Origin of the sequence: Clostridium sp. MCC353, from assembly GCF_018785315.1 — a bacterium.
GTDB lineage: Bacteria > Bacillota > Clostridia > Lachnospirales > Lachnospiraceae > CHH4-2.
In genome coordinates this window covers 1-25,699 of the sequence record NZ_WQPN01000090.1, presented here as the reverse complement: position 1 = coordinate 25,699, position 25,699 = coordinate 1, and the positions used below count along the sequence as shown (strand labels likewise).

Genomic DNA, 25,699 nt, shown 5'->3' with positions numbered 1-25,699 from the left:
TTTCCTCTCTTACCAAAACGTCTCCCAACCCGGTTTTTTCAGCCTCATCAAGGCTTCCATATAGTAATAATCTCCCCAAAGATTGGCCTGGTTGATCCCTTTTCCTTCTGCAAATGCATAGACGCCATGAAGAAGGATTCCTTCTGCGTCTTTATTCCTTGAAGTGCAGTTTTCGGCCAGAACCGCCGTCATCCCCTTGGCCAGCGCTCCAGCCTGTTCATAATATCCCGCGCCTTCCGCTTCCATAAGGCCGCAGGCGGCAATGGCCAGCGCAGAACTGTCATAGGGCTGCAGGTCATTTTCCGTAAATATCAGATCCCAATAAGGGATTCCTTCCTCAGAAAGACGGCTTAGGAAATAGTCTGTAATCCTGCCGTAACATTCCCGTTCCCCCATTTCCTCCGTTTTTCTCACGTGAAGGGGAATTCCCAGAATCGCCCACGCCTGGCCCCTGGCCCAGCAGGAATCATCCTTAAAGCCCTGATGAGTCGCCCCGTGAGATGGAAGCCCGGTCGCCGGATCGAAGTAAAATGTATGATAGGTGGAATAATCCGGCCTCACAATATTGTGCAGCACCCGGTCATAATGAGTGTCCCCGATTTCTTTATAACAGAGATTTCCGGTCATGCCGTACGCTTCATAAAGCAGAGGCAGGTTCAAAAGGGAATCGATAATCAATCGGTATTCCCGGTCACAATCCAGCGCTCCCCACGCCTGGATGAAACCACCTTTTTTCTGAAAACGCCCGGCCAGGCAGTCCGCCGCCTGAATGATCAGTTCCCCGATCTTCTCATCCCTGGTAATCCGGTATCCGGCAACTGCCGATGGGCTGTAGAGAAAACCGATATCATGGTGATCCAGCACAAAATGATCCCGAAGGCGTTTCCGAAAGCTTTCCACATTGGCGAAGGCCAGCTCTTTGAACTTATTTTCACCGGTATGCAGATAAGCCATCCACAGCATCCCCGTCCAGAATCCATTGGTCCAGTCGTCATTTCCCTTAATCCGGTAACGCCCCTGTTCCGAACATGCGGAAGGAAAATTCTCCCCGAACCGCTTCCTGTTGATCTCCAGCTTCTCACAGATCCAGTCCAGCTCCCCTTGAACCAGATCCTCATCCACAAGCTGGGATTTTTCCAGCAATATTTGTTTATTTCTCTCTAAATTCATACTAATCCTTCCATGCCAGAGCATTTTTGCGCAAATACTGCGTTACGCATATACTGCGTTACGCAGCTTTCCATATTGCGTAACTTATTTCAAAAATGCTTCAATACTCGTTTCAGGATCATCCGGCACCATCTGGGCCGTTACTCTGATTCCTGCTGCCAGAAGCTGGTCCACGGCTTCCCTCTCCGCAGGCGTCATGCTGACAGATTTCTTATACTGGGTGGTTCCCGGACGGTTGGAAAGATTGCCGATGTTAACCGGAAGAAGATTCACGCCCTCTTTCATCATGCGAACCAGGATTTCCGGTGTTTTCACGATCAGCATAACCCTCTGTCCGTCGTAATTTCCATTTTTAATGTTGGCGACCGCTTTTTCAAAGGGCAGAATGGAAGTATTCACTCCTGCCGGAGCAGCCATGCGCAAAATTGTCTTTTCATCGTCATTTGCCGCCACCTTATCATCAATTACCATAATACGGTTCACTCTCAAACCGGTTGACCAGCGTGTGGCTACCTGTCCATGGATTAAACGGTCATCAATTCTGATATGTACAAATCCCTTCATTATTCAAATCCTCCTTAACTAAATATTTTCAAATTATATGCTAAAATTCCAACAAGTACCAAAAGAAATGTGACTCTGGTAGAATTCATTTTCTTTCTTCCCAGCATCCAGTAGGTAAAAAATACTACCAGCGCAGGAGCCAGTGCAGGCATGATCTGGTCGGCCAGTTCCTGAACTGATTTCGTAACTTCTCCCATGTTAAACACATAGGCAAATTTGGCGTTGACTACTGATGGAACCAATGCCCCGATTACCATGATGCCCAGCACATTGGCCGCTTTTGTAATCTTCTTTAAACGGTTTCCAAGTTCACTCACAACCTTAGCGCCTTCCCTGTATCCCATGGAGAAAAAGCTTCTCATAAAACCAAGGCGCAGGAATCCGAACAGAATCCAGAGGATTAAAGCCGCAGGGCTTCCTTCTAATGCCATATAGGAGGCGATGGAACCGATAATCGTGGATGGAATTACATGGAACAGGGTATCGCCGATTCCGGCCAGAGGCCCCATCATACCGGTTTTTAAAGATGCTACCGTATCAATAGCATCGATCCCTTTTTCTTCCTGTATCGCATTGTCCACACCCATGATGATGGGAGCCATCGTATTGTTGGTGTTGAAAAACTGAAGTTCCGTCATAGCAGCAGTTTTCTTGTCTTCTTCGTTCTCATAGCATTTTTTAACTGCCGGAAGCATGCTGTAATAGTATCCGAGGCCCTGCATTTTCTCATAGTTCCAGCCTGCGCCGCCTATAAAATACCATCTCCAGAACGTCTGTTTTTTCACTCCCGACATATCTATATTCTTACTCATCACCCATACCTCCTGCATTCATAACCGAACTTTCCGCTGCCTGCGGCTGATCCTCTTTATCATTCTGGAACACCAGAATCGCTAAGGCTACGCCAATCAAAGCTACGCCCAGCACCGGAACCTTCAGATAGGCTGCCAGCACAAAACCAATAATCAGATAAGGAATATTTTTGCTCACCGGCAGATACCGGAGAAGGATTGCAACACCGAGGGCAGGAAGAATACCACCTGCTGTTTTAAGTCCGCTCATCAGCCAAATCGGAATGTTGTCCACAACAAGCTGGACAAAGGTGGAGCCGAAGATCAAAGCTACGAAAACCGGAAGCATTCTGGACAGGGACTGAGGGATCAGACCCAAAAGGTTCATATTAGCCGCCTTGTCGAATTTTCCTTCCGACACGTATTTTTCAGCCCTGTGCTGGAAGAACGTGTTGCTGAACCGGGCCAGGATATCCAGCTGGATCATCAAAAGCCCGATGGGAATTGCCAGTGTCACGCCTAATTCCGGTTCGCCGCTCTGGATTGCGAAAGCGGTTCCTAAGAGCGCGCCTGTCATGTAGTCCGGAATGGAAGCGCCGCCGAAATTGCCGACGCCCAGCACCAGAAGGTTTAAGGTTCCTCCTACAAATAATCCTGTTTTAATGTCTCCCAGAATCAGTCCTGCCATAAAACCGGCCATGGATGGTTTTACGAAACCAAAAGTCGTATTGTTGCCGTCATAAAATGCAAAACCTGCATATAAAGTCAATAATAATATCTGCCACCATTGAAATTCCATCTCATCTACACTCCTTATTCATCGTCTGAAGAATCGGTCTGCACGCTGAGTTCGCTGCAGCTGATCCCTTCTCTGCCGTTGCCAATCAATTCTTCCAGTTCTTCGAAACGGTTCACATCCAGTTCCCGAAAGCTGGCGTCCACGATCATCGGCAGATTCACGCCGCTGATCACCTTTGCCCTGTTCTTCAACTGATGTTTATTTAAAAGAAGCTCCGCCTGGTTAAATGGGGTTCCGCCTTTGATATCTGCAAATATTATTCCCTGTTTTCCTTCTGTCAGCCATGCGGTCAGATAGCTTTCCAGTTCCTTCACATAGATGTCCACGCCTTCTTCTGTCAGTTCAATCGTCTTTATATGGCTGCTGTTGCCAAGAACCATATCCACCGTACTCTTAATTCCGCTTGCGATTCCACGATGGGAAACAATCAAGATTTCCATACTTTCCTCCGTTTTCCATTCTGCCTGTTAAATCGGCTCAATTTCAATGCTGAAATAATCCCAGCGTTTATACATCTCAATATACTCAATCGTTCTTCCGTCAAAAAGATAAGTGTATCTCTTTGTAAATGCAGACGGCGCATCCCCCAAAAGCCCTAAAAGCTTCCGCTCTTCCTCCGGCGTCGGATACACGATTTCCGTGATCTCCTTGGAATCCGCCTGGAACAGGTCAATCCCGTAATCCTGGCGTATCTTTGTGTAGATGGAAGTAAAGCGTTCCGGATGTTCCACATCCTCCGGCCGGATAAATTCCCGGATAATGTAACTGTTCTGCACCAAAATCGGCTGATCATCCACAAACCGCACCCTCTTGATATGATAAAATGGTTCGTTTGAAGAAATGTTCAGTTCCGAGGCGATCTTACCATCCGTAATCATCTGAATGGATATGATTTCCGTCTTCTCCTGTCCGTTCTGATACTTTTCACGGTCGGAAAACTTCACGATCTTTCCCCGTTTCGCCTTCGATACGTAAGTGCCCTTTCCCTGATATCTGACCAGATATCCTTCGTTGGTCAGACACTGCAGCGCCTTCACTGCCGTAATGCTGCTGACATTAAACTTGCTCTTTAAATCCGCTTCACTGTAAAACTTGTCTCCCGGCAAAAATTTACCGTTCTTAATCTCATATAATAATGTCTGTTTTATCTGCTGATATTTTGGAATTGCCATACCCGTTCTCTCCTTTATGTACTTAATATGTTAATAGATAAAGTAATAGTATCAAATCAGGAACCAAACTTCAACCGGCAGGCAGTTTCTTTTTTATTCCTACCTCCTTTTCATTTCTATAATAACTAGTTAATAGGTTAATATGTTAAGTTGATAATTACATATTACTACGTCCGATTTTCAAATGCAACAACTTTTTCTCAAAATTATTACCAATTATACAAGTCTGATTTTGTCTATTTCATACAAATTGAAGATCAAAAACAATTAAGACCTATTTTTCTTTGGAAGTCCATATTTTTTCACCCATCATTTTTCCTTCTGCAATATGCGTTTTAGTAAATAAATAAGGCGCCGTATTTAAGCGGTTCCAATAGAGAAGCATAAATCCGCTGGAAAAATCCGGCCCGTTCCTCCGCACTGCCGCTCCTGGAAATCCGATCGGAAAACACACTATTTCCACATTCCAGGAATTATGGTAGAATAAAAAAAACGAATGATGTATTGTGGACTTTGATACAACTCGGAATTAAACGAGGCAAATAATGAAAGAATTATTACTGGAAAAATTTGATGAAGATGGCAGGTTTATTTACTATCACCCAACTGCTTCAGTTAAAATATTTGATTTTGAACTTGAAAAGTCTGAGTGTGATATTAATATTTGTAAAAAGTTAGACCGGATAGAAGTTGCCCCTATATTGACAAATTACTTGGAATGGTTGACGTTATGTAAAGATAAGGTATCTGATTATTTTAGTTCAAAACTGGGTGAGCGTTTGCCAGAGGATTGGTTTGAGAATATCGAAGTTTATAGTGCTAGTTTAACCTTCATAACATTAGAAGATTTTGGTGCAGCTATCAATTTTGGAGAAAGTATTTTCCTGACCATATAATCGTATTTTATTTTGTTGGGGTGAGCAAACCGGAATAGAACAAAATAAAATGGATGAGGAACTCGCTGACGAAACAATGAAACATGGATGGAAAAAACATGAATGGAGGAAAGAATGAGCGAATCTAATATTTTACTGGAAACCTGGTCTCCCGTATGTGATATCCAGGCATTTGTAGAAGAAACAGACCAAAATTGTTATTTTTATCTCTGGTTTTACCCCAATTCCGAACGCGCCTACATGAGGGAGTGCTGGATCTGCAACACAGCTCCGGCTGGGGATGAAATTGACAGGAAGGCCATGGAGGACGGCAGGGCTCCTTCTATGCCATCCGAATATGTTGCCCATGATCCGTCGGGTATTCATCTGAACAAGGATTCTCTGGAAATTGTATGGCTGGAGGAGGGGGACGGCGCAGCCCTTTTGTCAGACGGGAGGCTCATATGCCTAATCCCCGGCTGGGCAGGATACAATGATTTTTGCGGCTATTCCATTTATGCCAAGGGCACCGGCCCATTTGCCTGGGGGCTGAAACAGACTCTTGAGACGTTGGAGGCGCGGGTAGCTAAAAGCATAAAATTCTGGGACTTTTTTGAGAAGGACTACTGGGGTCAGGTGCAGGAAATGCATTTGGAAATTCTGGAGGAATTCTTCGGTCCGCATCAGAAGTATTATGGCATCGACGGGAAGAAGTTTCCACCCAGAGCCTTGGTGACCGGAGAAAAGGACGGGATCTGCTACGGGATCACGGCAGGCGTCAGCATGGTGCCCCTGCCCAAAATTGAACAGTATTACCAGAAGGAAACCGAAAAGTTCCGAAGGATCGAGCTGGGCTTCGCCTCATCTGGCTGCGGGGCGGAGGAACAGATGCGGATGTACTCTTTTCTGTCCTCTCTGGCGTCATATCCCTGGCGGGAAATCACTTGGCTGGGTCATGGGCACACCGTTCCATGCAAAGCGCTGGAAGGGTATTCGGCCGTGTGGCTGCTAAACTCCCGCCTGATCCCGGAGATATCCGCCCCGGTTTATAAGAACTTTATGGAGGAACCGGTAAATCTGCTATGGGCGGTGCCTTTGCGGGAGGATCAGTACCAGCGGCTGGTAGAACAAGGGACGGAAGAGACCTTGAAACTCCTGACGGACGAACTTCCGGCAATTCATATATTCAGAAGATAAGGGTTATATGAATTTAGGAATAAATTGGAGGTATCTGAGTGAAAAATAATATGTTCTTTTTTGTCATAATATGCATTTGGGCCGTTATTTATTTATGTTTAGCCGTATACATATGGTTTTCAAAAAAAGCAATCAGATTTTGGGGACATAAGAGAATGTTTGAGGTGACGGATATAAGAAAGTATAATCATGCAATGTCTAAGCTCTATGTTGCACATGGCATTGTATTTATTCTGCTCGGACTTCCTTTGCTTACAGGACATTCCAAATGGATAGTTATCTCCGTTGCAGGAATTGTAGTGGAAACCATTGTTTTTATGGCAGTTTATTCGTTGGTGATTGAGAAAAAATATAAAAAGTAATTTTAACAATTCCAATTTGCTAAGGTATTCTACCTTTTATTTTTCCTGACGGCTTTTGGGTAACAAAAATCAAAATTTTTTAAGGAGGCAATAAGTATGGATAACCTTGCCATCCATTTTCTTAATGATGATGAGCAGCCGGTCACTCAAGAAGCAGTAAGTAAACTGATTTTCAATATTCGCAACAATCAGATTGCAGATGCGTTTTTGGCTTTGGATGAATACGGTGAGGAGGACTCCCAAGAGGATGCACCTGTAAATATTGGAAGGCAAACGCCAGTTCTAAAGCGAAATGCGTTAGATAATTTAGACTTGGCAGCAGAATGTGTCCTGCATTTTGCCGAAACTGGAGAGTTGTATCCTAATTTAAAGTGGGAAGAAGCAGAATAAAAGCATTCCTCAATTTCCAGTTTATCAAACTGAAAATTGAGAATTTGCCAAGGAGAAATAATGATTATATTGGATATTCTTCAAGGTCTTTCTTGGAGTGCAGGAGAAAAATTGTTAATGGAAGAAGGTTATCTTGCTGAGGAATGTATCAAAATGGATGATGCTTCATGTGACAAGTTATTTCTTTATCCTTACAGCTTATACGATACTCACGGAAAAAGACTAGATTGTATTTATCTTTCCGAGTATTGTAATCATGTAATTGATGATGAATATATAGATGGCAGGATGACATGGGAATCTATAAAAATACAATGGACAAGAAAATAATCTTCTTCATAATAGGTGCGATGAAGAAGATTATTTTGAATGGACAAACTCACTAAAACATCTGGATTTTTCCCCTCTCAAGCCAAAAGCTCAGAATGCAGCTAACCGCCTATTCCTGCAAAAAAACCTCTAAGTCTTCCACCGATCCCTTAAAAACGTTCAGATCAATATAGGGTTCCTGCCCCTGGTATCCGTCCAGCTTCTCCGTATCCGAATACTGCCAGAACGTCCAATCCCCTTTCATGTCAAAATCGGGAGAATAATAGACGTTGCGGATCCATAGGGGATATTCTTCATAATAACCCTTAATATAAGAATCATATACGGTCATGGTGGTATAAATGACCGGCTTAACTCCATAGTGGTCTTCCAGCCGTTTTAAGAAAATATCAAGCTGCTGCCGGACCTGCTGCGGATCAGGCCGGTTCACCTTTTTATCTCCGTAAAACTCAACGTCCGCCGCCGGCGCCAGCCTTCCCTCTTCCTTAGGAACCGTACTGATGAAAAGATCCGCCTGGGAATCGCCGGGGCTGTCAAAGCTGAAAAAATGATACGCCCCTGAGTATATCCCCGTCTCCTTCACATTTTCCCAATTCCCAGCAAAATTCTCATCCACATGGCCGCTTCCTTCCGAAGCTTTGATAAAGGCAAATTGGATTCCCTGTCCGCTCAGCGCATTCCAGTCAATTTCACCCTGATAATGAGATACATCCACTCCCCGTACTTGGTAAGCTCCGGACAGCCAGAGATTGGGTTTTATCTTTTTTGTAAGAATCCCAATTCCCAAAACGGCCAGCAGAATCAGCACGGCCCCAGCGGCCATGCTGATGATCCAGATCTTTTTTCGCATCAATTTCATTCAACTCACCTTTTATCCTGCATTTCCCTTACAGACACTCTGATCAGCATCGTTTCGCTCACTTCTTGTACTTTTCAAACGCTTTATGGGCATCAAGATGTACATCCCTGAAAAACAATACAAGCCAGATCAAAAGGGCAGCCGCAGCCATTCCCCAATGGAATATTATGGAACATACCGCTCCCGCCCCTAAAATCCCGCTCCATAAAAAGAGGGAATTTCTCATGTCAAGGCTGATTTGCTTCCGGTCATACTTTTCCCTCTCCTCTTTGGAAAGGGTATTAAAACCACTGACCAGCATAGCCCCTTTTTCTCCGCTGAGGGCAAACACGATCCCCAGCAGACAGAAGACAGCCGCCAAACTAACGCAGACAGCCGCCCAAATCTCATTTTCACCCATACAGGTTCACCCCATTTCCGCTTTTATGGTTTTGTTACGATTAGTTTATCACAACAATCCGAAAAAACAAGGAGGGCTGTATTTCTTTTATTACATCCTATAAATGAATCCATCCGAACGCATTGGCAATGGAACTGATCAGAATCAGCAAAATACACAAAGGAGCCACATATTTTACAAGATAACCATAGATTCTCTCTCTCTTAAACTCTGAAGAAATCTTGACTTCCTTCGAAATCGCTTTAAACCCAACCACTCTCACAATCAATATGCAGGTACAGAACGCCGCAACAGGCATCATCACGGAATTGCTCAAAAAGTCCAGAAAATCCAGTATGCTCATTTTAAGCGGCTGGATGAAACTCCAGATACCAAAACCAAACGCACAGGCCGTACCGATCAAAAACATCACAGCCGCCATGATCAGGCTGCAGGTTTTCCGGTTCCATCCGGTCTGATCCACAATGGTGGAAACGCTGGTTTCCATCAGGGAAATGGCGCTGGTCAGGGCCGCAAATAAAACCATCAGGAAAAATACCAAACCGATCAGATTCCCCATGCCCATGCTGGCAAATACCTTAGGAATGGTGATGAACATCAAAGACGGTCCCGCCTTCAGAGTTGCCGAATCCCCGCCGGAAAACGCAAATACCGCGGGAATGATCATAAGCCCCGCCAAAAGAGCGATCATCGTATCGAAAATCTCAATCTGTTTTGTGGACTTTTCAATGTCCACATCCTTTTTAATATAAGAACCATAAGTATAGAGCACGCCCATGGCAATGGACAGGGAATAAAACATCTGCCCCATGGCAGCAACTACTGTCATAAAAGAAAAATTCTTAAAGTTTGGAATTAAAAAATACTTAACCCCTTCCATGGCTCCCGGACGGGTAACGGAATATCCGGCCACAAAAAAGGCCAGGATCACCAAAAGGGGCATCATCGTCTTGGATACTTTTTCAACCCCCTGCTCCACTCCTGCCACGATCACTAAAAATACGGCAATGCCAAATACAACAAACCACAATTCCACGCTTGCCGAATTGGTGATAAACGAATCAAAATATCCGTCGGCCGCCAGATAAACTGAGCCGCCCCTCATATATTCAAACAGGTATTTAGCCACCCAGCCGCCGATCACACAGTAATACGGCACAATCACCATGGGGATCACCGCATTGATCCAGCCGCCGAACCGGAACATTTTCCCCTTTCCAAAGGTTGTAAATGCGCCCACCGGGCTTTTCCCAGTCATACGGCCCAGGGCCGTTTCCGAAACAATCAGGGCATAACCGAATGTTACCACCAGAATCAGATATACCAAGAGGAATATCCCTCCTCCGTATTTTGCCGCCAGATAGGGAAACCTCCAGATGTTGCCCAGCCCCACCGCTGACCCGGCAACCGCCATGATATATCCCAGTTTACCGGAAAAACTCCCCCTGGCCTCGCCGCCAGGCGCCTGGTTTTGACCGCCTTCTTTCTTCATTTCAACTTCTCCACCTTTCTCTTTCCGTACCAAATGCATACATAAGGCTGCCGCAAAATCTGCAACAGCCTTATAGTATCACATCCAAACTACTAATTTGTAAAATTATCAAAATATCCCTGAACCAGAATGACCGGAGTTCCTTTATCTCCTGAGCCGCTGGTTAAATCACACAGGGAACCGATCAGATCCGTCAGCCTTCTGGGTGTCGTGCCCTGAGCCGCCATATCGCCTACCAGGTTTTCGTTCTTTTCCTGGATTCTCTTGGAAATCGCCTCTTTCAGCGCCTCCCCTGTTAAATCCTTGAAATCGTTGTCCGCCAGATATTTTAATTTCACCTCATTTGGCGTCCCTTCCAGTCCCGGCGTATAAGCAGGGGATACACATGGGTCAGCCAGTTCCCAGATCTTGCCCACCGGGTCTTTAAACGCTCCGTCACCGTAAACCATGACTTCCACATGCTTTCCTGTCTTATCAAGAATCTGTTTCTGGATATCCAGCACGAAATCCGTGCATTCCTGTGGGAATAATTTAATCGTTTCTTCTGTTGATTTATTGGAGCCAAGAAGGCCGTATCTTTCATTAAATCCGCTTCCGTCAACCGGAGCCGTCAGAATGTCGTCCAGCCCGCATACCCGTTCTGCTCCCGCATCCTTTAAAATGCGTTTTGTCCGGAATCTGGTATGTATGTCACAGTTCAGCACATTCTTTGTATAGTTCAGAATCTCCTTGGGATTATTGGCAAATATCACGGTAACCTCCGCTCCGGCTTCCCGGATCAGGCTGCTGTAATACTCCACATAATCGACTCCTGTAAAAGGATGCTTGTTTTCACCGAACAATTTACGGTACTGCTCCAGTGTCAGCACATCGCTGTACGGATTAATCCCCGCGTCGTCTAACTGATCCAGAGACACCAGTGAATTGCCCACCTCATCGCTGGGATAGCTGAGCATGAGCACAACTTTTTTGGCTCCCATGGCAATGCCTCTGAGACAGACAGCAAAACGGTTTCTGGAAAGAATCGGGAAGATAACGCCGATGGTCTCTCCGCCTAACTTCTCCTTTACATCTTCAGCAATCGCTTCCACGGAGGCATAATTTCCCTGCGCTCTCGCCACAATTGACTCGGTAACTGAAATAACATCCCTGTCCCTCAGCTCAAAGCCTTCGCTTTCTGCCGCTTCCAAAACACTGGATACCACGATATCGGCCAACGGGTCACCTTCCCGGATAATCGGACAACGAATTCCTCTTGAAATAGTTCCTACTCTGCGTTCCATTGCAACTCCACCATTCTATTTTAATTTCGTTTGTATTGCACATACTTTTTTATTATACAGTAATTTCTATCATATGTAAAAGAAATTTTTATACTATTACAGAACTTATTATTGAATTACTGCTGAAATTGTAAAATCAGGCGTTCATATTCACTGTTTAAACCGTTATATATTTTTAAAATCGGGCTGCAAAGCCTTCTGACCTCGCCCAGTATTTCTTCAAAATGCACAACGATCGTCCCCACCACATCCTTATCTAAAAGCCCCTGTTCGGCCTGCTGTGTGATGATGGAGATCACTTTATCACTGGAATAGGCTTCTTTATAGCTCCTGGTTCCCAACAGGGCGCTGACAATATCCGCCACCGCCACAATCCGTTCTTCCATGGTGAGCTGCTCTGCACACAGCTTTTTAGGATAACCGGAACCGTTCAGCTTTTCATGATGCCTAAGGGCGATCCGGGTTGTCACCTCATCCACGTCGCCGCCCAATATTTTCTCCGTAATATCCACATGAGTTCTCATAATGGCCATGGCCTGATTGCTCAGCCTCCCCGGAAATTCTAATATCTCCACCGGTACGCCGATCTTTCCAAGATCATGAAGCATGGCTCCGTAATATACATGACGGACCTGTTCATCATTAAGCCCCATGAGCTTCGCCACCAGATAGCTGATATTGGTGGTGGTTATGGTATGCGTCACCGTGTGGCAGCTTCTGAAGTCGATGGCAAATGTCATCATCTTCAAATACTCGTCCACCTCTTCCATTTTCATATCCACATATTCCAGCACATCCTGGAAACCAATTCCCCTGTCCAGACGTTCCAGCAGGTCATACCGTTTTTCCGCTTCAAAAAACAAATCCACAACAGGATCCAGGAACCGCCCGCCCCGGGCCTCATTCAAATAAGCGTATAATTTTTCCCGGTGCGCCCCATATTCACAGAAAAACATGTCCACGCGGTCAGCAAGATTTAAAATCTGAGCCAGTTCCTTATTTTGTGAAGTGAACCCATCCAGCTTTTTTGCGCTCACATGATGGAGCAGCACGGCATCCGCCCATTTCTGCAGCGGAGACAGATAATATAAAAACAGATATCCGTAAATGGAATGTCCCCAGATATTTTCCGATTCAAACTGTATCATCTTCTCAATTTCTTCTGTTTTATAAGCCCCAACATCATGAAGCAGGGAGAGGAAACAGATATCCTGCTTATCCCTGCCGCCCCAATCTCCCTGTACATCCAACATCCTGGATACCAGAAATGCAACTCTTTTGCCATGATCCACCAGCCTGGGTTCCACCTGGTTCAGCGTCCTTTGCAGCATTCCGCTGATGTTGCTGCTGTTTATTATGGATGTTTCTGTCATTATTTCTTTCCTTCCCATGTCGAAATTCTCTTAAATCCATTTTTTAATCATAACATACCGCTTTTTTCGAATCAAGATGATTAACCGGCTGAGCTGTTACCATTTTTCCAGTTCCTGCACCGCTTTTACATACCGGCCGGTCTCCCGGCTCTCTACTGTTTTTTGTTCGAACCCATAATAAATCCGGTCCAGATCCCCAGCCAGCCCTTCCAGCGCGCCCGCCCATTCTTCCCTGTCTGCCATCCTCTTGCCGTCAGCCTCTTCTGCGCGGAGACATCCGGCGATTCTCCTCAGATATTCACCCGGGCTTTCATTTTTCCGCCTGGGATTTTTTCTTCTCTTTCCAATCTTTTCCACCCGGACAAACAGGCCTTCCGGCGTCTTTCTGTACAAATGACTGAGCCATTCAAACCTGGCCGACTCCCATATTTTTCTGCACCCTCCGGACAGAGCAGGCCAAAAATTGCTTTTTTTCACCACCGTCCTTCCGGGCGATTCCCGTTTGGACCGTTTTATTCTTGCATTCCGGAAATGGTATAAAATATAACACACCGTCAGCGCCAAAGCCAGAGCCAAAACCATAGCCATAACCCAGCCCGGGATTCTCCAGACTGCAGTTTCCGCCGCTTCTTTTGCCTCTTCCTGTATTACCGTTTTTACCGTTTCTCCTGCTTCCTGAGGCGCATCAGGCAAAAGTCCGGCTAAAAAGTTAAGGAGCGTTCCCAGAACCAGTCCGACTGCCCCCAGTATCAGGGCCAGAACCTTTCCCACGCCTTTTACCGCCGCCAGTAACAGGTCCACAGCGCTGTGTACCTGCCCGGAAGCCGCTCCGGTCACCATGCCTGTAACCGCCGCAATTCCGGCCGCAGCCGCGGCCAGAACCAGCTTTCCTCCCGTTCCCGATCCCTGGATTACGGACACCCCCTCTTCCCTCGTCCGAATCTGGTTCACAGAGATCAGATTCAAGATAATGGCTGATAAAGATAGTATCAAAACATCCTGTCCCGGTTCGAGCCGGGTGGAGAATGCCGCATACAGGTAAAATGCCAGCAGAATCACCAGGCCGTCCACATACCTTAAAAGGCTGTTTGCCGACGGAAGGCGCCAGGCCGCCGCCGCTCCATGCGCTCCCACCCCAGCCACGGCGCAGGCCAAAAATGCGTGAAACATCGGGAATCCATCAGAGCAGAAGGAACGGGTGACCGTAAAATACGTTCCTGCCAAAATCCCGGCTCCATTTAAGATCAGATATAGATTAAAGGAAATTCCGGCCCCCGCAAGCAAATAATCTGCCCCCATAAGCACCAGGATAAATCCGGCCCACACCGGCACGGCAACCGATACAATACGGATCTGCGTACAAGTGGGAATCATATAAAAAAAGAGACAGATTATGGCTGCATCCGATAAAAGCGCACTGCTTCCTCTCAGATAATCACGAATTTTATCCATCCTCTTCCTCCCCATCCGTATGAAAACAAGCCGCGCCGCAGATATCTTCCGCATAAATGCATCCGCCTTCCACCGCTGCCTGTCCGGTCTTTTGCTGTACCAGAAAGCTGACCCGGCTCTGTCCCAGGCGGGCCGCCAGCTCTTCGAATTCATTTTTTCCATCCGTTCTGGTACAAATGTAAACAGTCCCCATTTTATGGCAGGACTGCCAGAACTCTTCATATGGAAAAATGGTTTCCTCCCCATGATAATCCAGCATCGCCAAAGCTTCCATACAGCTTAAAAGAGAGGATTCTCCCTCGGCCGGCAGCCGGATCACGGCCTCCTGCTCCCCAAAGGCGGGCAGAATCAGGGCGCACTGCACCTGACGTTTTGCCAGGGCCGTCATCAGGGATGCAGCCAGGCTGATCATCTGCTCCAGCCTTTTTTCCAGCACAATCCGTTCCTCATAGCTGCCGCCCTGATGGTTATCATGTTCAATCACCCGGCTGAAACCGGCTAAATCCAAGATAAACGCCGCGCATCCCGGCATTATAGTCTCATAAATATTCACATTCATCTGCCCGCTGGAAGCCAGCAGCCTCCAGTTGATCTTTTTCATGGGATCGCCTGGCTGATAAGGGCGGCTGCTCTTTAAAATCGTTATATCCTCTGTCTGTCCCTTATTTTGGGACACAGCCTCCTGGGTAATTTTTAAGAAACGGCTGATTTGAACCGGAACCAGTCTGGGATAGATGAGTATCCGGACCGGAACAGAAAGGTCATACCAATCTTCTTTAGCAGACAGACCGAATCCGTCTCCCGCCTGCAGCCCTATGCCGTCTATGCATACCACGCCGCGTTTTACAGTTTCCAACTTTTCCGACCAGCTGATTTCCTGCTGCCATAAAAGCCAGACAAATCTTTCCCTGATCCCCGTTTCCGCGTATTCCTTTCCCTTCAGATAATACCAGCCGAACTGGCCGGAACCGGCCTGCCTTACGACCGGCTTTTTACCTGTGGGCAGAATCACATCCAGCCAGACAAGAGGAAACAGGCTCTTATTTTTTACGGTCAGATTCATTTGAACCTGTTCGCCTGCATAGCAGGAAGGAACCGTTGTCTCCGTCCGTATTTCCACATGGCGGCAGATGCCCCTGCTCCAGGCATAGGAACTCAGGCACAGGAAAAAGAACAGAAATAAAAATGAGGAAACCAGCCATGCTTGAAAATAAAGGGCCGTGACTGCAAAAAACAAAAGGGTGCAGAGGCCGGGAATTCCCACAAATAAGCTGTTTCTACTCTGTTTTTCTTCCATTGAACAGCTCCTTTTTATAAGGCGGCACCCCGGTCTCATCCAGAATCTCATCCAAAATGGATTGTGACGTTTTCTTTTGAAACCTGGCATCACTGGTTAACACCACCCGGTGTTCCATAACCGGCTGCCATATCTTTTTAATATCTTCGGGAAGCACAAAATCACGCCCCTGCATGGCCGCATATGCCTTTCCGCCCTGGTACAGGCATCTGGACGCTCTCGGACTGGCCCCCTGTTTAAACCATGGACAATTCCTGGTCTTCTGCACCAGTTCCACAATATACCGGCTGCAGGAATCGGAAACCTTCACCTGGCTGATCTCTTCTCTCATCTTCATAAGCACTTCCGGGCTGGTAACCGGATTCACTTCTTCATAAGGGGTCCCATCCCCCAGTCTGGCAAGAATTGCCACCTCTTCCTCAGCATCCGGATACCCCAAAGAGAGACACACGAAAAAGCGGTCTAACTGGGCGGCCGGCAGCATAAATGTGCTCTCCCTTTCCACCGGATTCTGCGTGGCCATAACTAAAAAAGGCTGGGGAAGGGGCAGTGTTTTTCCGTCAATAGTCGTCTGCCCCTCCTCCATGGCCTCCAGCAGTGCGGACTGGGTTCTGGGAATCGCCCGGTTGATCTCATCCGCCAGCAGAATATTCGTATGTACAGGCCCTTTCATCAGTTCAAATTCCGTTGTTTTCTGGTTAAATACCGCCATTCCCACAATATCCGAAGGGAGCAGATCCGGAGTGAACTGAAGCCTTTTAAACTCACATCCCAGCGCAATGGACAACGTTTTAACCAGCGTCGTCTTGCCGCTCCCCGGCAGATCATTGAGCAGCACATGCCCGCCGGATAACACAGCCATCAAGATCATGTCAATCTGCCTCCGCTTGCCGACAATAATTTTTTCCGTTTCCCGTTCCAGAAGTTTTGTATAGTGTGCGACAGTCTGCATAGGTAGTTCCTTTCTTTTGCATAAATCAAGCATTTTCTACTATTATAACACCTGGCCTTAAATTTACACTATCTTTATTTAACGGATTCGTGAGAGTAACGCCAGTAAGAAGGGGAACCTGGGGCGGGGGACAAGACCGGACCGCAAAAGGGGCGAACCAAAGGCGGAGGGGATCTGGTTCCGACCGTTAAGTGGAACTAAGGCTTTCAGGATAGAAAAAGGCGGGCCGATGCCCATTCACGGTAAACTCCTGATGACTTTACCGTTCAGGGGCATCTCAGAAACTGATTCGGAATTCAGTTTCTGCCCGCCTTTTCCATCCTGAAAGCCTAAGTTCCACTAAACGGTCTCCACATGATCCCCTCCGCCTTTGGTTCGCCCCTTTTGCGGTCCGGTCTTGTCCCCCCGCCCCAGGTTCCCCTTCTTACTGGCTGTGTACTGGCTGCGCTAAAGATAAAAAAAGATTTGGAGAAGGAGTAGAAAAGGCAAAGAAATGTTTGCTTGAGGAGGGATTTGGGGTAAAGTGCAGATTATAGCGAATGTGACGTGGCGATTTCATGTAACTGACGTGGGGATTTGCATTAAAACGTCAAGGCTTTTTCGAAAATGCCTTGACGCTTAATGTTAAATTTTCTTATAATTTACAGAATTGTTTTTAATTCCTAGCTCCAGAGAAAACCAGCAGGAAAGCGGGGAGGGTGGACGGCGGGGAGCCAGGCCGCCCTCTCCGCTTTCCTGCGTAACTCCCGCCAATTAAATCCCAATTCACACTACAAAGTAGTTTCCCCTTCCCGAAGTGTCACGTCGAACACGGTCTCGCTTTTCGTCATCCTGCTGCCGCCAATCAGCTTGATCACGTTCTCAACCGCCGCCCGGGCCAGGTCTTCTATAGGCTGGACAATGGCCGTAATGGGCCGCTCCACCCCCAGCGTCAAGAGAGTTCCGTCACAGGCGACCATGCTGATTTCCTCCGGCACCTTTATTCCATGACGGCGGGCATACTGAAGGCAGGCGCCGATCAGCATGTCCACTGCAAAGATTCCGTCCGCATCCGGGTGTTCCTTAAATATCTTCTCCGCATAGTCCATATTATAGGCCAGATCAAAATGATTCCAGCCCATATCCATATTATAGACTATTCCCCCGTGTTCCTCAAAATAGGAACGGAACACATCATGGCGTTCATGAGATGGGGTGCTGACTATCCTGGCCCCTGAAACCTGCACCGCTTTTCTGCACCCGGATCTTAACAGACGCTCTGCCGCCAATTCTCCCACCTTTTTATGATTTGAACGCACAATGGGTATATCATCATTGATGTAACGGTCCAGGGCCACAATCGGCCGGTCTACATTTTCATAGATATCAAGTCTCAGGGAATGAGCACCCATAATGACTCCATCCATCATCTGGCGCTTCAGCATGTCAATGTACTCTTCTTCCCCATTTTTCCTGTTTATCGTGGAACAGACCATGGTTTTATAACCATGGTCGTACAGACAAATCTCAGCATACTGGATAAATGTGGAAAAAAACGGATGAGACGCATCCGGCACGATAATTCCTACAATATTGGTCTTATTCCGGTATAAATTGCGGGCCAGTTCATTGGGGCTGTAATTGAGTTCTTTCATAGCCCGCTCTACTTTTTCCCTGGTTTCCGCAGACACATATCCGGTTTTATTCAGCACCAGCGACACCGTGCTGGGCGCCACTTTCGCATATTTCGCAACATCTTTTATACTTGCCATAAGCCACCTCTGTTTCCATCCCATTATGTAACAGTTCAGACAGGTCTGAACTGTTACGCACCCAGCCCATTAAAGTCGCCTGCGGCGAGGGGCTGGATGCCTGCAACCGCTATGTTTTCGTACGGTCCGCGCAGTATATGCGCAGACCTATCTGAACTGCTACCCCATTATACCTTCCCGGAAGTTTTTCTGTCAATGATCAATCGCTTTAATTTCCGGCAGCGGCTCCCGGCTGGTAACTGCATTGCCAAAGAAGAAAAATGCATCCTGCAGCTCTGTCTCCATCATGATCTTCCGTTTCAGATATTCATAGGCCGCGTCCAAAGAACGGCTTCTGTCATAGGGAATACTGCGAAAGGAAATCTTACCATCCTCAATCACCATATACTGGGCGTCTTTGCAGGGATCGTCCGGCCTCCGGTAGGAAACGCTGCCCGGATTGAGCCAGAGCATCCCCTCTCCCAGAATATGGATTCCCTGTCTGTGGGTATGGCCGAAAACCATCCGTTTTTCCGTGGGCCGCCCATTTATTTTTTCCTCATGGCAGGCCCAAAAACGGTTAAACTGATCCCGGCTCTCCACCGTCCTGTACCCGGTTTCATATTGATGGCTGATGAGGTAACCCGCTCCGTCCGCTTCAAAATACTGGATCTCAGGCAGTTGATCCAGAAAACTGATTTCCTCATCTGTGAGCTGCCCGCAGGTGTGGTGCACCCACTTAAATTCCCCCGGCCCCGCTTCTTTCCATGGGGTATCCCGGTAAATATGCACCGTATGGGCATCGTGATTTCCCTTCACCGTCCGGACATTATGGGTTCTGATCCAGTCAATCACCTCTTTTGGAAATACCCCATAGTCCGTCAGGTCTCCGGCGCAGATGATTTCGTCCGAATCCATTTCCCGGCGCCAGACGGTTTCCAGTGCATCAATGTTGCCGTGTATATCCGAAATTACCAGAATTTTCATTTTTTTCTCCCAAAACCGGTCATTTTCAGGCCATTTTTTCCGTTCTGTATCCACCCGGTCTTTTAACTTTTATACCGGGCATGCTTTTACCCGCTCTGTATCCATCATTTTTTCAGCCTTTGATCCCAAACCTGCTTTTACCCACTCTATATCCGCCCTGTCTCTCAGCCTTTGACCCCAGACCTGCTTTTACCCGCTCTATATCCGCCCAATCTCTCAGCCTTTGATCCCCGACATAGCAATAGACTGGATAAACTGCTTCTGAAATGCCACAAATATAATCATAACCGGAACAGTCATCACTGTCCCCATAGCAAATATGGGCCCCCAGTCGTTCATGTCTCCGTAAAATGACTGCAACGCCAGCGGAAGCACCTTAATCGCATTGCTTCTCGTAACCATGGCAGGCCATGCCACATCCCCCCACCGCTTTACAAACAGCAGAATGGATACCGTGGCGATCACCGGCTTAGACAGTGGAAACATGATTTTGAAAAATATCTGGGGATAACTGCACCCATCCATAACCGCCGCTTCCATCAGATCATAAGGCATATCCTTAAAATGCTGGTAAAACAGGAAGATATAAAATGGAGTCGCCATAAACGGCAGAATCAGGGACAGCATCTTGTCAATCAGCCCCATGGAATTGACAACGATCATTTTATTCACGATCACCGCCTCGCTGGGCACGATCAGCAGAGAGAGGATCAGGGAGAGCAGAATGCCTTTTCCTTTGAATTTCAGCATTCCCAGGGCATATCCCATCATGGCGTTGAATAAAACCGCCAGCAGGATGGATACCGAAGAAGAGATCAGGGAATTGATGAAAAAACGGCCTACGCTCAGCTTTCCGAACAGATAGATATAGTTGTCCATGCTCATTTTCCCATGGGGGAGAAATGCATACACATTGGACATGTCCACACTGATCTGGCTGCTTGTTTTAAAGGAAGACACGAACAGACAGATCGGCGGCGCGATGAATAAAACCGCCACCATTATAAGGATGATATACAAAATTGTATTTTCTCTGAATTTTTTCGATCTCATGCCTTATCCTCCTTCAACAGCACTTTGGATTGAATCATGGAAACAACCATGACAACCACAAAGAAAACAACCGACTGGGCCGCCGAAACCCCGATCTGCATCTTTACAAATCCCGTTTCATAGATCAAATACACCAATGACATGGTGCTCTTCATCGGCCCTCCCTTTGTCAGCACCAGAATCTGGGTGAACAGTTTCAGGGAAGAAATGATATTGGTCATAACGATGAAAATCACCGTATTTTTCAGCAGCGGAAATGTGATATAAAAGAATTTCTGCACCGGCCTGCACCCGTCTATCTGGGCGGCTTCGTAAATATCCTGGGATATAAACTGAATCCCGGACAGATAAATGATCATATTAAATCCAATAGCCGACCAAATGCTCATGACCGCTATGGAAAACAGGGACTGGGACGGGTCTTTCAGCCATCCCTGGGGAGGGATGCCGAAAAATCCGATGATGGTGTTCATCATACTTCCGTCGGCTGAGCCCAGAATAAAGGCCCAGACAACGGAAACCACTGCCATGGAAATAACCTGAGGGCTGAAACAGATCACCCGGAACGCGGTCATGCCTTTCAGCCTGTTATTCAGCAGAAGCGCCAGCAACAGAGGCAGGATTGTCAATGCGGGAACCACGTAGACGGTGTATTTCAGCGTATTTTTCGCCGCTGCCGCCATATCTCCCGATGACAATACACGGATATAATTCTCCAGGCCCACAAAGCGCAGAGGATTATTGGCCGCCATCACAAATTGTTTATTTGTAAATGAATACATAAACGACATCAAAAACGGTATGATTACAAATATGAACAGCGTAATCAGTGCCGGAGCGCTCATCAGCCAGGCCGATGCACTTTGATTATACAGTAATTTTTTCTTCATTTGCCTATCCCTTCCCCCTCAATTCCAGCCTTCTGCTAAAAATGCTACTTCACTTCGTTATATTTATTGTCCTCGATCAACTGGTCGATCTCTTTCGTAATATCGTTCATCGCCTGTTCCGCATTTCCATAAGCCAGGATATCCCTGAGCGTCTGTCCGATTGTGGCGCGCACAAAAACAGCGGCCGGTGTGTGCGGACGGTTAATGGCAATTCCGCCTTCTAACTGTTCACGGTACAGATAGAGTTTTCCACCTTTGGCGTATTTCGGGTCCTTTTCAAGTACAGAGAGGCGTCCCGGAATGGAGCCGTTGGCATCTGACATTCCCTGTACATATTCCGGTTTGAGAAGCTCGTTGAGGATGGCCGCACACTCTTCTACCGTGTCATTTTCTTGAGCCTTCACAGTAATTCCCCAGGTCTGGGAGCCGCTTCCGCTGTATACTCCGTGTCCAAAATCAGGAATGGGCACCAGGATTCCGTCGTCACCCAACAGTTCTTCTACCTGAGGGGTCATCCAGTGGCCGTAAAGCAGCATGGCCGTATCTTTCTTGCCGTAATAACCGTCATCGCTGTCCGCTCTGGCGTTGATATATCCCTGTTCACTCATCCAGTACAGGTAATTGGCCGCTTCAATGGTCGCTTCGCTGTTGAGCGCCCCTTCTGCCATCATGGTATCCCGGTCCATCCAGTCGCCGCCGAAGCTTTTTACAACCGGAAGATAGGTATAGTAAAATTTGGAACCTGTAGTATCCGCCTGGCCCACATCCAGCGCCCAGTATCCTTTGTCTTTCAGTTTCTGACAGATATCTTCAAATTCCGCCTTATCCCACGCTTCTTTATAGCTGGTTGGAATCCTGGCCCCCACTTCTTCCAGCATGGATTTATTGGCCCAAAGAGCCAGGCCGGAATCGAACTGGGCAATATTGTAAAGTTTTCCTTCCGGCGCATAGGTACATTCATCTAAAACAGATGGAAGCAGATCCGCCTTGATTTCATCGGTAAAATAATCATCCAGCGGCAAAAATACGCCGGCATGGCAGAATACGCCCAGACGGTTGCCGTCTGACATGGTCAGGTCCGGCAGATCGTTGGAAATGATGGCGGACAAAAGCTGGTTGGAAAGATCCGCCTGTTCTGAGATGGAGAGCTGGAATTCTTCGTGGTTATCATCGATTTCTTTCAGCATTTTACCGTAGTAATCCCGCTCGGATTCCGTAAAATTGGAAGGAATCCAGACCGTGATATTCTTTCCTGACTGATTTCCCGCTTTTTCCTCGCTCTTCTTTGTTTCCGCCGCTTCGGAGGAAACCTGCTTCGCTTCCGTAGTTTTCGTTTCTTCCGACGGGACCGCCCCTTTCTGACTGGAACATCCTGCCGTCCCCATGATTAAAAGCCCGCTCAGCAAACCACATACAGATTTTTTCAATATTTTTTTCATTGTAATCCCCTTTCTCATTTCCTATTCTTACATGTTAGAATCTTTACGTTTTTCCCCTTTACTCTTACATTTCCTCCCCTTTTTCTCTCCATCCCCTCTCTTCATCTATCCTGTCAATTCCAGATTGAGGCCATGGTATAGACCTCTGTGGATACCGGAACGCTCCGGTCTGAAAAATCCATCTGAAAACTTCCGTGCTCGCCGCCGTAGAAAATCCTGACCGCTGAAACCTCCCCATCATTTATGAATAATTCCGTCATCCGCCTGTCGGTAAATATCTCCACTTTCCTGACCGCCCGGACGAACGCAGTTCCATCCGGCCGTTTGACCTGTTCGGAATCCGTAATAATCCTTAACTCTCCATTCCGGTAATCCAAATACAGCTTAGAACTGCCATTCTTCATCAAACACATCCTGAAATCCGAGGAACGTTCCGGCTCGATCCTGGCATACCAGGCATTTCCTCTGATCTCAGGCAGATCAAGCGAATTCCCGTTTCCCTTAAAAATGCACCGATCCTTCAACTGGTAAACACTTTCTACGGGCCTCATCCTCAATGTCCCGCCCCAGATTTCCATAATCCGGGGAATGGTCATGCTTCCATTGGATCCATTCTCTTCTTCCACATGTTCTTTCCAGAAATCCGCCGCCCATCCTATGGCAATTCGCTGTCCCTCATATTCAAATGTCTGTACCGCATAGAAATTGCCTCCAAAATCCAGAACTTCCGTCGTTTCCACCTGGAACCGTCCATGTTCCCAATTCCCTATGTAATATCTCACATGCTGCCTCTCCACGGGTTCCTGGCAGTACCTCATAAGGGATGTGGTCACAACCATCTTACCATCCAGCCAGAATATATCCGGGCATTCGATGGCTTCAATTCCTTCCGCCTTCATTTCCCCAAGCAGCACTCCTTCATAAGTCCATGTCTCCATGTCGTCGGAACGGTAATACAGAACAGACGGCACCTCCTCCACGCAGGAGCCCAAGACTAAATACCACCTGCCGTCCTTCCCAAGTACTGCTTTAGGGTCTCTGAAATTGGGTGAAGCCCCGAAAACCTCTCTTTTTATAACCACCCGTTCTTCCCCAAACCGGATTCCGTCCCAGCTCTTTGCCATCATCTGGACTTCTTCCGGTTCTATCCATTTTTTTGTTCCCTCCAGATGTCTGGTGAAGTAAAAGACCATGCTGCCGTCACCTGGAAGTACCGCCGAACCGGAAAATGCCCCTCCCCAGCACGTAGGGTCGTCCAATATTTCCTTCTGGGGTTCCAATACGATCGGCAGATCCTTCCACCAGATCAAATCCCGGCTGACCGCATGTCCCCAGTACATGCTGCCCCATTTCTGGGAAAACGGATTATACTGGTAGAACATATGATAATACCCGTCAAACCAGCAAAGGCCGTTGGGATCATTGATCCAATTTTTATAAGGGGTGAAATGGTATCTTTCCCTGTACCGCCCATCGCTTCTGCCTCTCTTTGTTAGTTCTCCCATTCCGTCTTCAGGCAGCTCCAGATACTGTATGCCCGTTTCCATCATATCTTCCGATTCACTGAGATACATCAGCCCCGGAAAACACCCGGAAAACGCGATCTCATACTGCGTATCCCTTTTGACCGGCAGACGCAGCCACCGGAAATATCCCGGCAGAACCCTCTCACACCTTTCCGATTCTTCGGAACTCTCTTTTAACCTTATCTCTGCCGCCTCTTCCCCGTCTTTCGCTCTGACCAGCAGTTCCAGACACCTATATGCCCCTGTATTAAGCCATGACATCCCACACCTCCCAGATTATCATCTATTTGAATTATTTTTATATCGAACCCGTTCGATATAAAGGTTAAGAGAAAACTTTTCAATACAAATGAAAAGTTTTTGTGTATTATGCCTTATCGAACCCGTTTGATATATTTGATAATAATACATTATTACCTACATGTCAACTATTTTTATTTTTTTCTTTCATATCATTTTTTCAGCTCAGGTACCAGCACAGTACGTTTTGCCAAAAACAGTTGCGCATACTATAATATCCTGCTATAACAGAATCAGTACCCCGTTTACCAAAACGTCTGTTTTAAAACTGATTATCCCAACTATCAGGAGGAAAATACTATGATGCGCGATGCACAAAAAACAATTGGAAACCTAATTGACAAACAGAAGACTGCTTATATCAGCTCTGTTGATGAAGAGGGATTCCCCAATATCAAGGCCATGCTGGCCCCCAGGCTCAGAGACGGAATCACAACATTTTACTTCACAACCAACACCTCTTCTCAAAAAGTTGCCCAATTCCGAGTGAATCCAAAAGCCTGTATCTATTTCTGTGACAAACGCTTTTTCAGAGGGGTAATGCTGATAGGAACCGTAGAAGTTTTAGAAGATCCGGAAAGCAAAGAATTGATCTGGCAGGAAGGCGACACCATGTACTACCCTTTGGGCGTAACCGATCCTGATTACTGTGTGCTGAAATTCACCGCTGTTAAGGGCCGGTATTACGCCAATTTTAACTCAGAGACATTTGAAATCTAAAACAGGATTTGATTTTTACGCAGGGTATGATATGGAGATTTTATGGATATTGCTTGATGATTGACTGGAAATGGCTGGGTGATTGGCAGTAAATGGCTGGGTGACTGACAGTAGTGACTAACAGTAAGCGGCTTGGTCATTGACAGTAAATGGCTTGGTCATTGACAGTAAATGGCCAAGGCTTTTTCAAAAATGCCTTGAGGGTTGGTGTTAGAGGGTTGATGTTAAAATCCCCACCAGAACCAGAGAACACCAGCAGAAAAGCGGGGAGAGGCGGCGTCCGGAAACCGGACGCC

The 25,699-nt window shown here is 46.9% G+C and carries 26 protein-coding genes; 6 read left to right on the top strand and 20 right to left on the bottom strand.

Annotated elements, in window-relative coordinates:
• Nucleotides 1-9: 9 nt before the first annotated feature.
• From GPL15_RS16060 to GPL15_RS16035, 6 genes are all read right to left on the bottom strand, one after another.
• On the bottom strand, nt 10-1,170 hold the full coding sequence (locus GPL15_RS16060; protein WP_215699701.1) for a glycoside hydrolase family 88 protein: 1,161 nt from the start codon (nt 1,168-1,170) through the stop codon (nt 10-12).
• Between the two features lie 84 nt (nt 1,171-1,254).
• On the bottom strand, nt 1,255-1,734 hold the full coding sequence (locus GPL15_RS16055; RefSeq protein WP_215699700.1) for a PTS sugar transporter subunit IIB: 480 nt from the start codon (nt 1,732-1,734) through the stop codon (nt 1,255-1,257).
• Between the two features lie 14 nt (nt 1,735-1,748).
• Entirely contained in the window at nt 1,749-2,546 is a 798-nt protein-coding gene (locus GPL15_RS16050; protein WP_215699699.1) for a PTS system mannose/fructose/sorbose family transporter subunit IID, read from the bottom strand.
• On the bottom strand, nt 2,539-3,324 hold the full coding sequence (locus GPL15_RS16045) for a PTS sugar transporter subunit IIC (protein ID WP_215699698.1): 786 nt from the start codon (nt 3,322-3,324) through the stop codon (nt 2,539-2,541). Before GPL15_RS16045 ends, GPL15_RS16050 begins: the two co-directional genes overlap by 8 nt.
• Nucleotides 3,325-3,338: 14 nt before the next feature.
• The gene (locus GPL15_RS16040; RefSeq protein ID WP_215699697.1) at nt 3,339-3,764 is read right to left on the bottom strand and encodes a hypothetical protein; all 426 of its coding nucleotides are present in this window, start codon (nt 3,762-3,764) and stop codon (nt 3,339-3,341) included.
• Between the two features lie 27 nt (nt 3,765-3,791).
• Entirely contained in the window at nt 3,792-4,496 is a 705-nt protein-coding gene (locus GPL15_RS16035; protein ID WP_215699696.1) for a GntR family transcriptional regulator, read from the bottom strand.
• 545 nt (nt 4,497-5,041) lie between these two features.
• Between GPL15_RS16035 and GPL15_RS16030 the strand changes: the two genes are divergently transcribed.
• The 5 genes from GPL15_RS16030 (at nt 5,042) to GPL15_RS16010 (ending at nt 7,650) form a co-directional block, all read left to right on the top strand.
• Nucleotides 5,042-5,392 (top strand): hypothetical protein, encoded by a 351-nt coding sequence (locus GPL15_RS16030; RefSeq protein ID WP_215699695.1) that lies wholly within the window; start codon nt 5,042-5,044, stop codon nt 5,390-5,392.
• A 114-nt stretch (nt 5,393-5,506) separates the two neighbouring features.
• Nucleotides 5,507-6,568, top strand: a complete 1,062-nt coding sequence (locus GPL15_RS16025) for a suppressor of fused domain protein (protein ID WP_215699694.1) — start codon at nt 5,507-5,509, stop codon at nt 6,566-6,568.
• A gap of 38 nt (nt 6,569-6,606) precedes the next feature.
• Nucleotides 6,607-6,930, top strand: coding sequence for a hypothetical protein (locus GPL15_RS16020; RefSeq protein WP_215699693.1), 324 nt, complete (start codon nt 6,607-6,609; stop codon nt 6,928-6,930).
• Between the two features lie 96 nt (nt 6,931-7,026).
• A complete protein-coding gene (locus tag GPL15_RS16015; protein WP_215699714.1) occupies nt 7,027-7,320 on the top strand; it encodes a hypothetical protein in 294 nt (97 codons plus the stop codon).
• A gap of 60 nt (nt 7,321-7,380) precedes the next feature.
• A complete protein-coding gene (locus tag GPL15_RS16010) occupies nt 7,381-7,650 on the top strand; it encodes a hypothetical protein (RefSeq protein WP_215699692.1) in 270 nt (89 codons plus the stop codon).
• Nucleotides 7,651-7,759: 109 nt separating this feature from the next.
• On the opposite strand, the gene GPL15_RS16005 is transcribed toward GPL15_RS16010, so the two are convergent.
• The 14 genes from GPL15_RS16005 to GPL15_RS15940 all read right to left on the bottom strand — a co-directional run bounded on the left by GPL15_RS16005 (nt 7,760) and on the right by GPL15_RS15940 (nt 24,644).
• The gene (locus GPL15_RS16005) at nt 7,760-8,509 is read right to left on the bottom strand and encodes a GH25 family lysozyme (RefSeq protein ID WP_215699691.1); all 750 of its coding nucleotides are present in this window, start codon (nt 8,507-8,509) and stop codon (nt 7,760-7,762) included.
• 58 nt (nt 8,510-8,567) lie between these two features.
• A complete protein-coding gene (locus GPL15_RS16000; protein WP_215699690.1) occupies nt 8,568-8,909 on the bottom strand; it encodes a DUF3784 domain-containing protein in 342 nt (113 codons plus the stop codon).
• Between the two features lie 97 nt (nt 8,910-9,006).
• Nucleotides 9,007-10,401 (bottom strand): sodium-dependent transporter, encoded by a 1,395-nt coding sequence (locus GPL15_RS15995; protein ID WP_215699689.1) that lies wholly within the window; start codon nt 10,399-10,401, stop codon nt 9,007-9,009.
• 92 nt (nt 10,402-10,493) lie between these two features.
• Nucleotides 10,494-11,684, bottom strand: a complete 1,191-nt coding sequence (locus GPL15_RS15990) for a coenzyme F420-0:L-glutamate ligase (protein WP_215699688.1) — start codon at nt 11,682-11,684, stop codon at nt 10,494-10,496.
• 116 nt (nt 11,685-11,800) lie between these two features.
• Entirely contained in the window at nt 11,801-13,075 is a 1,275-nt protein-coding gene (locus tag GPL15_RS15985) for an HD domain-containing phosphohydrolase (protein ID WP_215699687.1), read from the bottom strand.
• Nucleotides 13,076-13,153: 78 nt separating this feature from the next.
• Nucleotides 13,154-14,509, bottom strand: a complete 1,356-nt coding sequence (locus tag GPL15_RS15980) for a hypothetical protein (RefSeq protein WP_215699686.1) — start codon at nt 14,507-14,509, stop codon at nt 13,154-13,156.
• Nucleotides 14,502-15,806, bottom strand: coding sequence for a DUF58 domain-containing protein (locus tag GPL15_RS15975; protein ID WP_215699685.1), 1,305 nt, complete (start codon nt 15,804-15,806; stop codon nt 14,502-14,504). Before GPL15_RS15975 ends, GPL15_RS15980 begins: the two co-directional genes overlap by 8 nt.
• Nucleotides 15,787-16,758, bottom strand: a complete 972-nt coding sequence (locus GPL15_RS15970; RefSeq protein ID WP_215699684.1) for a MoxR family ATPase — start codon at nt 16,756-16,758, stop codon at nt 15,787-15,789. The genes GPL15_RS15975 and GPL15_RS15970 overlap by 20 nt, the downstream gene beginning before the upstream one ends.
• Nucleotides 16,759-17,528: 770 nt before the next feature.
• Nucleotides 17,529-18,509 (bottom strand): LacI family DNA-binding transcriptional regulator, encoded by a 981-nt coding sequence (locus GPL15_RS15965; RefSeq protein ID WP_215699683.1) that lies wholly within the window; start codon nt 18,507-18,509, stop codon nt 17,529-17,531.
• A 192-nt stretch (nt 18,510-18,701) separates the two neighbouring features.
• Nucleotides 18,702-19,475: a metallophosphoesterase family protein gene (locus GPL15_RS15960; protein WP_215699682.1), complete on the bottom strand. Its 774-nt coding sequence runs from the start codon at nt 19,473-19,475 to the stop codon at nt 18,702-18,704.
• Nucleotides 19,476-19,691: 216 nt separating this feature from the next.
• A complete protein-coding gene (locus GPL15_RS15955) occupies nt 19,692-20,528 on the bottom strand; it encodes a carbohydrate ABC transporter permease (protein WP_215699681.1) in 837 nt (278 codons plus the stop codon).
• Entirely contained in the window at nt 20,525-21,418 is an 894-nt protein-coding gene (locus GPL15_RS15950; protein ID WP_215699680.1) for a sugar ABC transporter permease, read from the bottom strand. The genes GPL15_RS15955 and GPL15_RS15950 overlap by 4 nt, the downstream gene beginning before the upstream one ends.
• 44 nt (nt 21,419-21,462) lie before the next feature.
• The gene (locus GPL15_RS15945; protein ID WP_215699679.1) at nt 21,463-22,857 is read right to left on the bottom strand and encodes an extracellular solute-binding protein; all 1,395 of its coding nucleotides are present in this window, start codon (nt 22,855-22,857) and stop codon (nt 21,463-21,465) included.
• Nucleotides 22,858-22,970: 113 nt separating this feature from the next.
• Nucleotides 22,971-24,644, bottom strand: a complete 1,674-nt coding sequence (locus GPL15_RS15940) for a glycoside hydrolase family 32 protein (protein WP_215699678.1) — start codon at nt 24,642-24,644, stop codon at nt 22,971-22,973.
• Nucleotides 24,645-24,983: 339 nt separating this feature from the next.
• Here GPL15_RS15940 and GPL15_RS15935 point away from each other — a divergent pair, with 339 nt between their 5' ends.
• Nucleotides 24,984-25,403 carry a pyridoxamine 5'-phosphate oxidase family protein gene (locus GPL15_RS15935; RefSeq protein ID WP_215699677.1) on the top strand — a complete coding sequence of 140 codons (420 nt, stop codon included), beginning with the start codon at nt 24,984-24,986 and terminating at the stop codon, nt 25,401-25,403.
• Nucleotides 25,404-25,699 lie beyond the last annotated feature (296 nt).

Excerpts from the sequence above, each read along its gene's own strand:
- GPL15_RS15965 (WP_215699683.1), bottom strand. The coding sequence starts at position 18,509 with ATGGCAAGTATAAAAGATGTTGCGAAATATGCGAAAGTGGCGCCCAGC.
- GPL15_RS16015 (WP_215699714.1), top strand. The coding sequence starts at position 7,027 with ATGGATAACCTTGCCATCCATTTTCTTAATGATGATGAGCAGCCGGTC.
- GPL15_RS16000 (WP_215699690.1), bottom strand. The coding sequence starts at position 8,909 with ATGGGTGAAAATGAGATTTGGGCGGCTGTCTGCGTTAGTTTGGCGGCT.
- GPL15_RS15955 (WP_215699681.1), bottom strand. The coding sequence starts at position 20,528 with ATGAGATCGAAAAAATTCAGAGAAAATACAATTTTGTATATCATCCTT.
- GPL15_RS16030 (WP_215699695.1), top strand. The coding sequence starts at position 5,042 with ATGAAAGAATTATTACTGGAAAAATTTGATGAAGATGGCAGGTTTATT.
- GPL15_RS15940 (WP_215699678.1), bottom strand. The coding sequence starts at position 24,644 with ATGTCATGGCTTAATACAGGGGCATATAGGTGTCTGGAACTGCTGGTC.
- GPL15_RS15935 (WP_215699677.1), top strand. The coding sequence starts at position 24,984 with ATGATGCGCGATGCACAAAAAACAATTGGAAACCTAATTGACAAACAG.
- GPL15_RS16050 (WP_215699699.1), bottom strand. The coding sequence starts at position 2,546 with ATGAGTAAGAATATAGATATGTCGGGAGTGAAAAAACAGACGTTCTGG.
- GPL15_RS16045 (WP_215699698.1), bottom strand. The coding sequence starts at position 3,324 with ATGGAATTTCAATGGTGGCAGATATTATTATTGACTTTATATGCAGGT.
- GPL15_RS15985 (WP_215699687.1), bottom strand. The coding sequence starts at position 13,075 with ATGGGAAGGAAAGAAATAATGACAGAAACATCCATAATAAACAGCAGC.
- GPL15_RS15950 (WP_215699680.1), bottom strand. The coding sequence starts at position 21,418 with ATGAAGAAAAAATTACTGTATAATCAAAGTGCATCGGCCTGGCTGATG.
- GPL15_RS15970 (WP_215699684.1), bottom strand. The coding sequence starts at position 16,758 with ATGCAGACTGTCGCACACTATACAAAACTTCTGGAACGGGAAACGGAA.
- GPL15_RS16005 (WP_215699691.1), bottom strand. The coding sequence starts at position 8,509 with ATGAAATTGATGCGAAAAAAGATCTGGATCATCAGCATGGCCGCTGGG.
- GPL15_RS16035 (WP_215699696.1), bottom strand. The coding sequence starts at position 4,496 with ATGGCAATTCCAAAATATCAGCAGATAAAACAGACATTATTATATGAG.
- GPL15_RS15990 (WP_215699688.1), bottom strand. The coding sequence starts at position 11,684 with ATGGAACGCAGAGTAGGAACTATTTCAAGAGGAATTCGTTGTCCGATT.
- GPL15_RS16055 (WP_215699700.1), bottom strand. The coding sequence starts at position 1,734 with ATGAAGGGATTTGTACATATCAGAATTGATGACCGTTTAATCCATGGA.
- GPL15_RS15945 (WP_215699679.1), bottom strand. The coding sequence starts at position 22,857 with ATGAAAAAAATATTGAAAAAATCTGTATGTGGTTTGCTGAGCGGGCTT.
- GPL15_RS15960 (WP_215699682.1), bottom strand. The coding sequence starts at position 19,475 with ATGAAAATTCTGGTAATTTCGGATATACACGGCAACATTGATGCACTG.
- GPL15_RS15995 (WP_215699689.1), bottom strand. The coding sequence starts at position 10,401 with ATGAAGAAAGAAGGCGGTCAAAACCAGGCGCCTGGCGGCGAGGCCAGG.
- GPL15_RS15975 (WP_215699685.1), bottom strand. The coding sequence starts at position 15,806 with ATGGAAGAAAAACAGAGTAGAAACAGCTTATTTGTGGGAATTCCCGGC.
- GPL15_RS15980 (WP_215699686.1), bottom strand. The coding sequence starts at position 14,509 with ATGGATAAAATTCGTGATTATCTGAGAGGAAGCAGTGCGCTTTTATCG.
- GPL15_RS16040 (WP_215699697.1), bottom strand. The coding sequence starts at position 3,764 with ATGGAAATCTTGATTGTTTCCCATCGTGGAATCGCAAGCGGAATTAAG.
- GPL15_RS16060 (WP_215699701.1), bottom strand. The coding sequence starts at position 1,170 with ATGAATTTAGAGAGAAATAAACAAATATTGCTGGAAAAATCCCAGCTT.
- GPL15_RS16025 (WP_215699694.1), top strand. The coding sequence starts at position 5,507 with ATGAGCGAATCTAATATTTTACTGGAAACCTGGTCTCCCGTATGTGAT.
- GPL15_RS16010 (WP_215699692.1), top strand. The coding sequence starts at position 7,381 with ATGATTATATTGGATATTCTTCAAGGTCTTTCTTGGAGTGCAGGAGAA.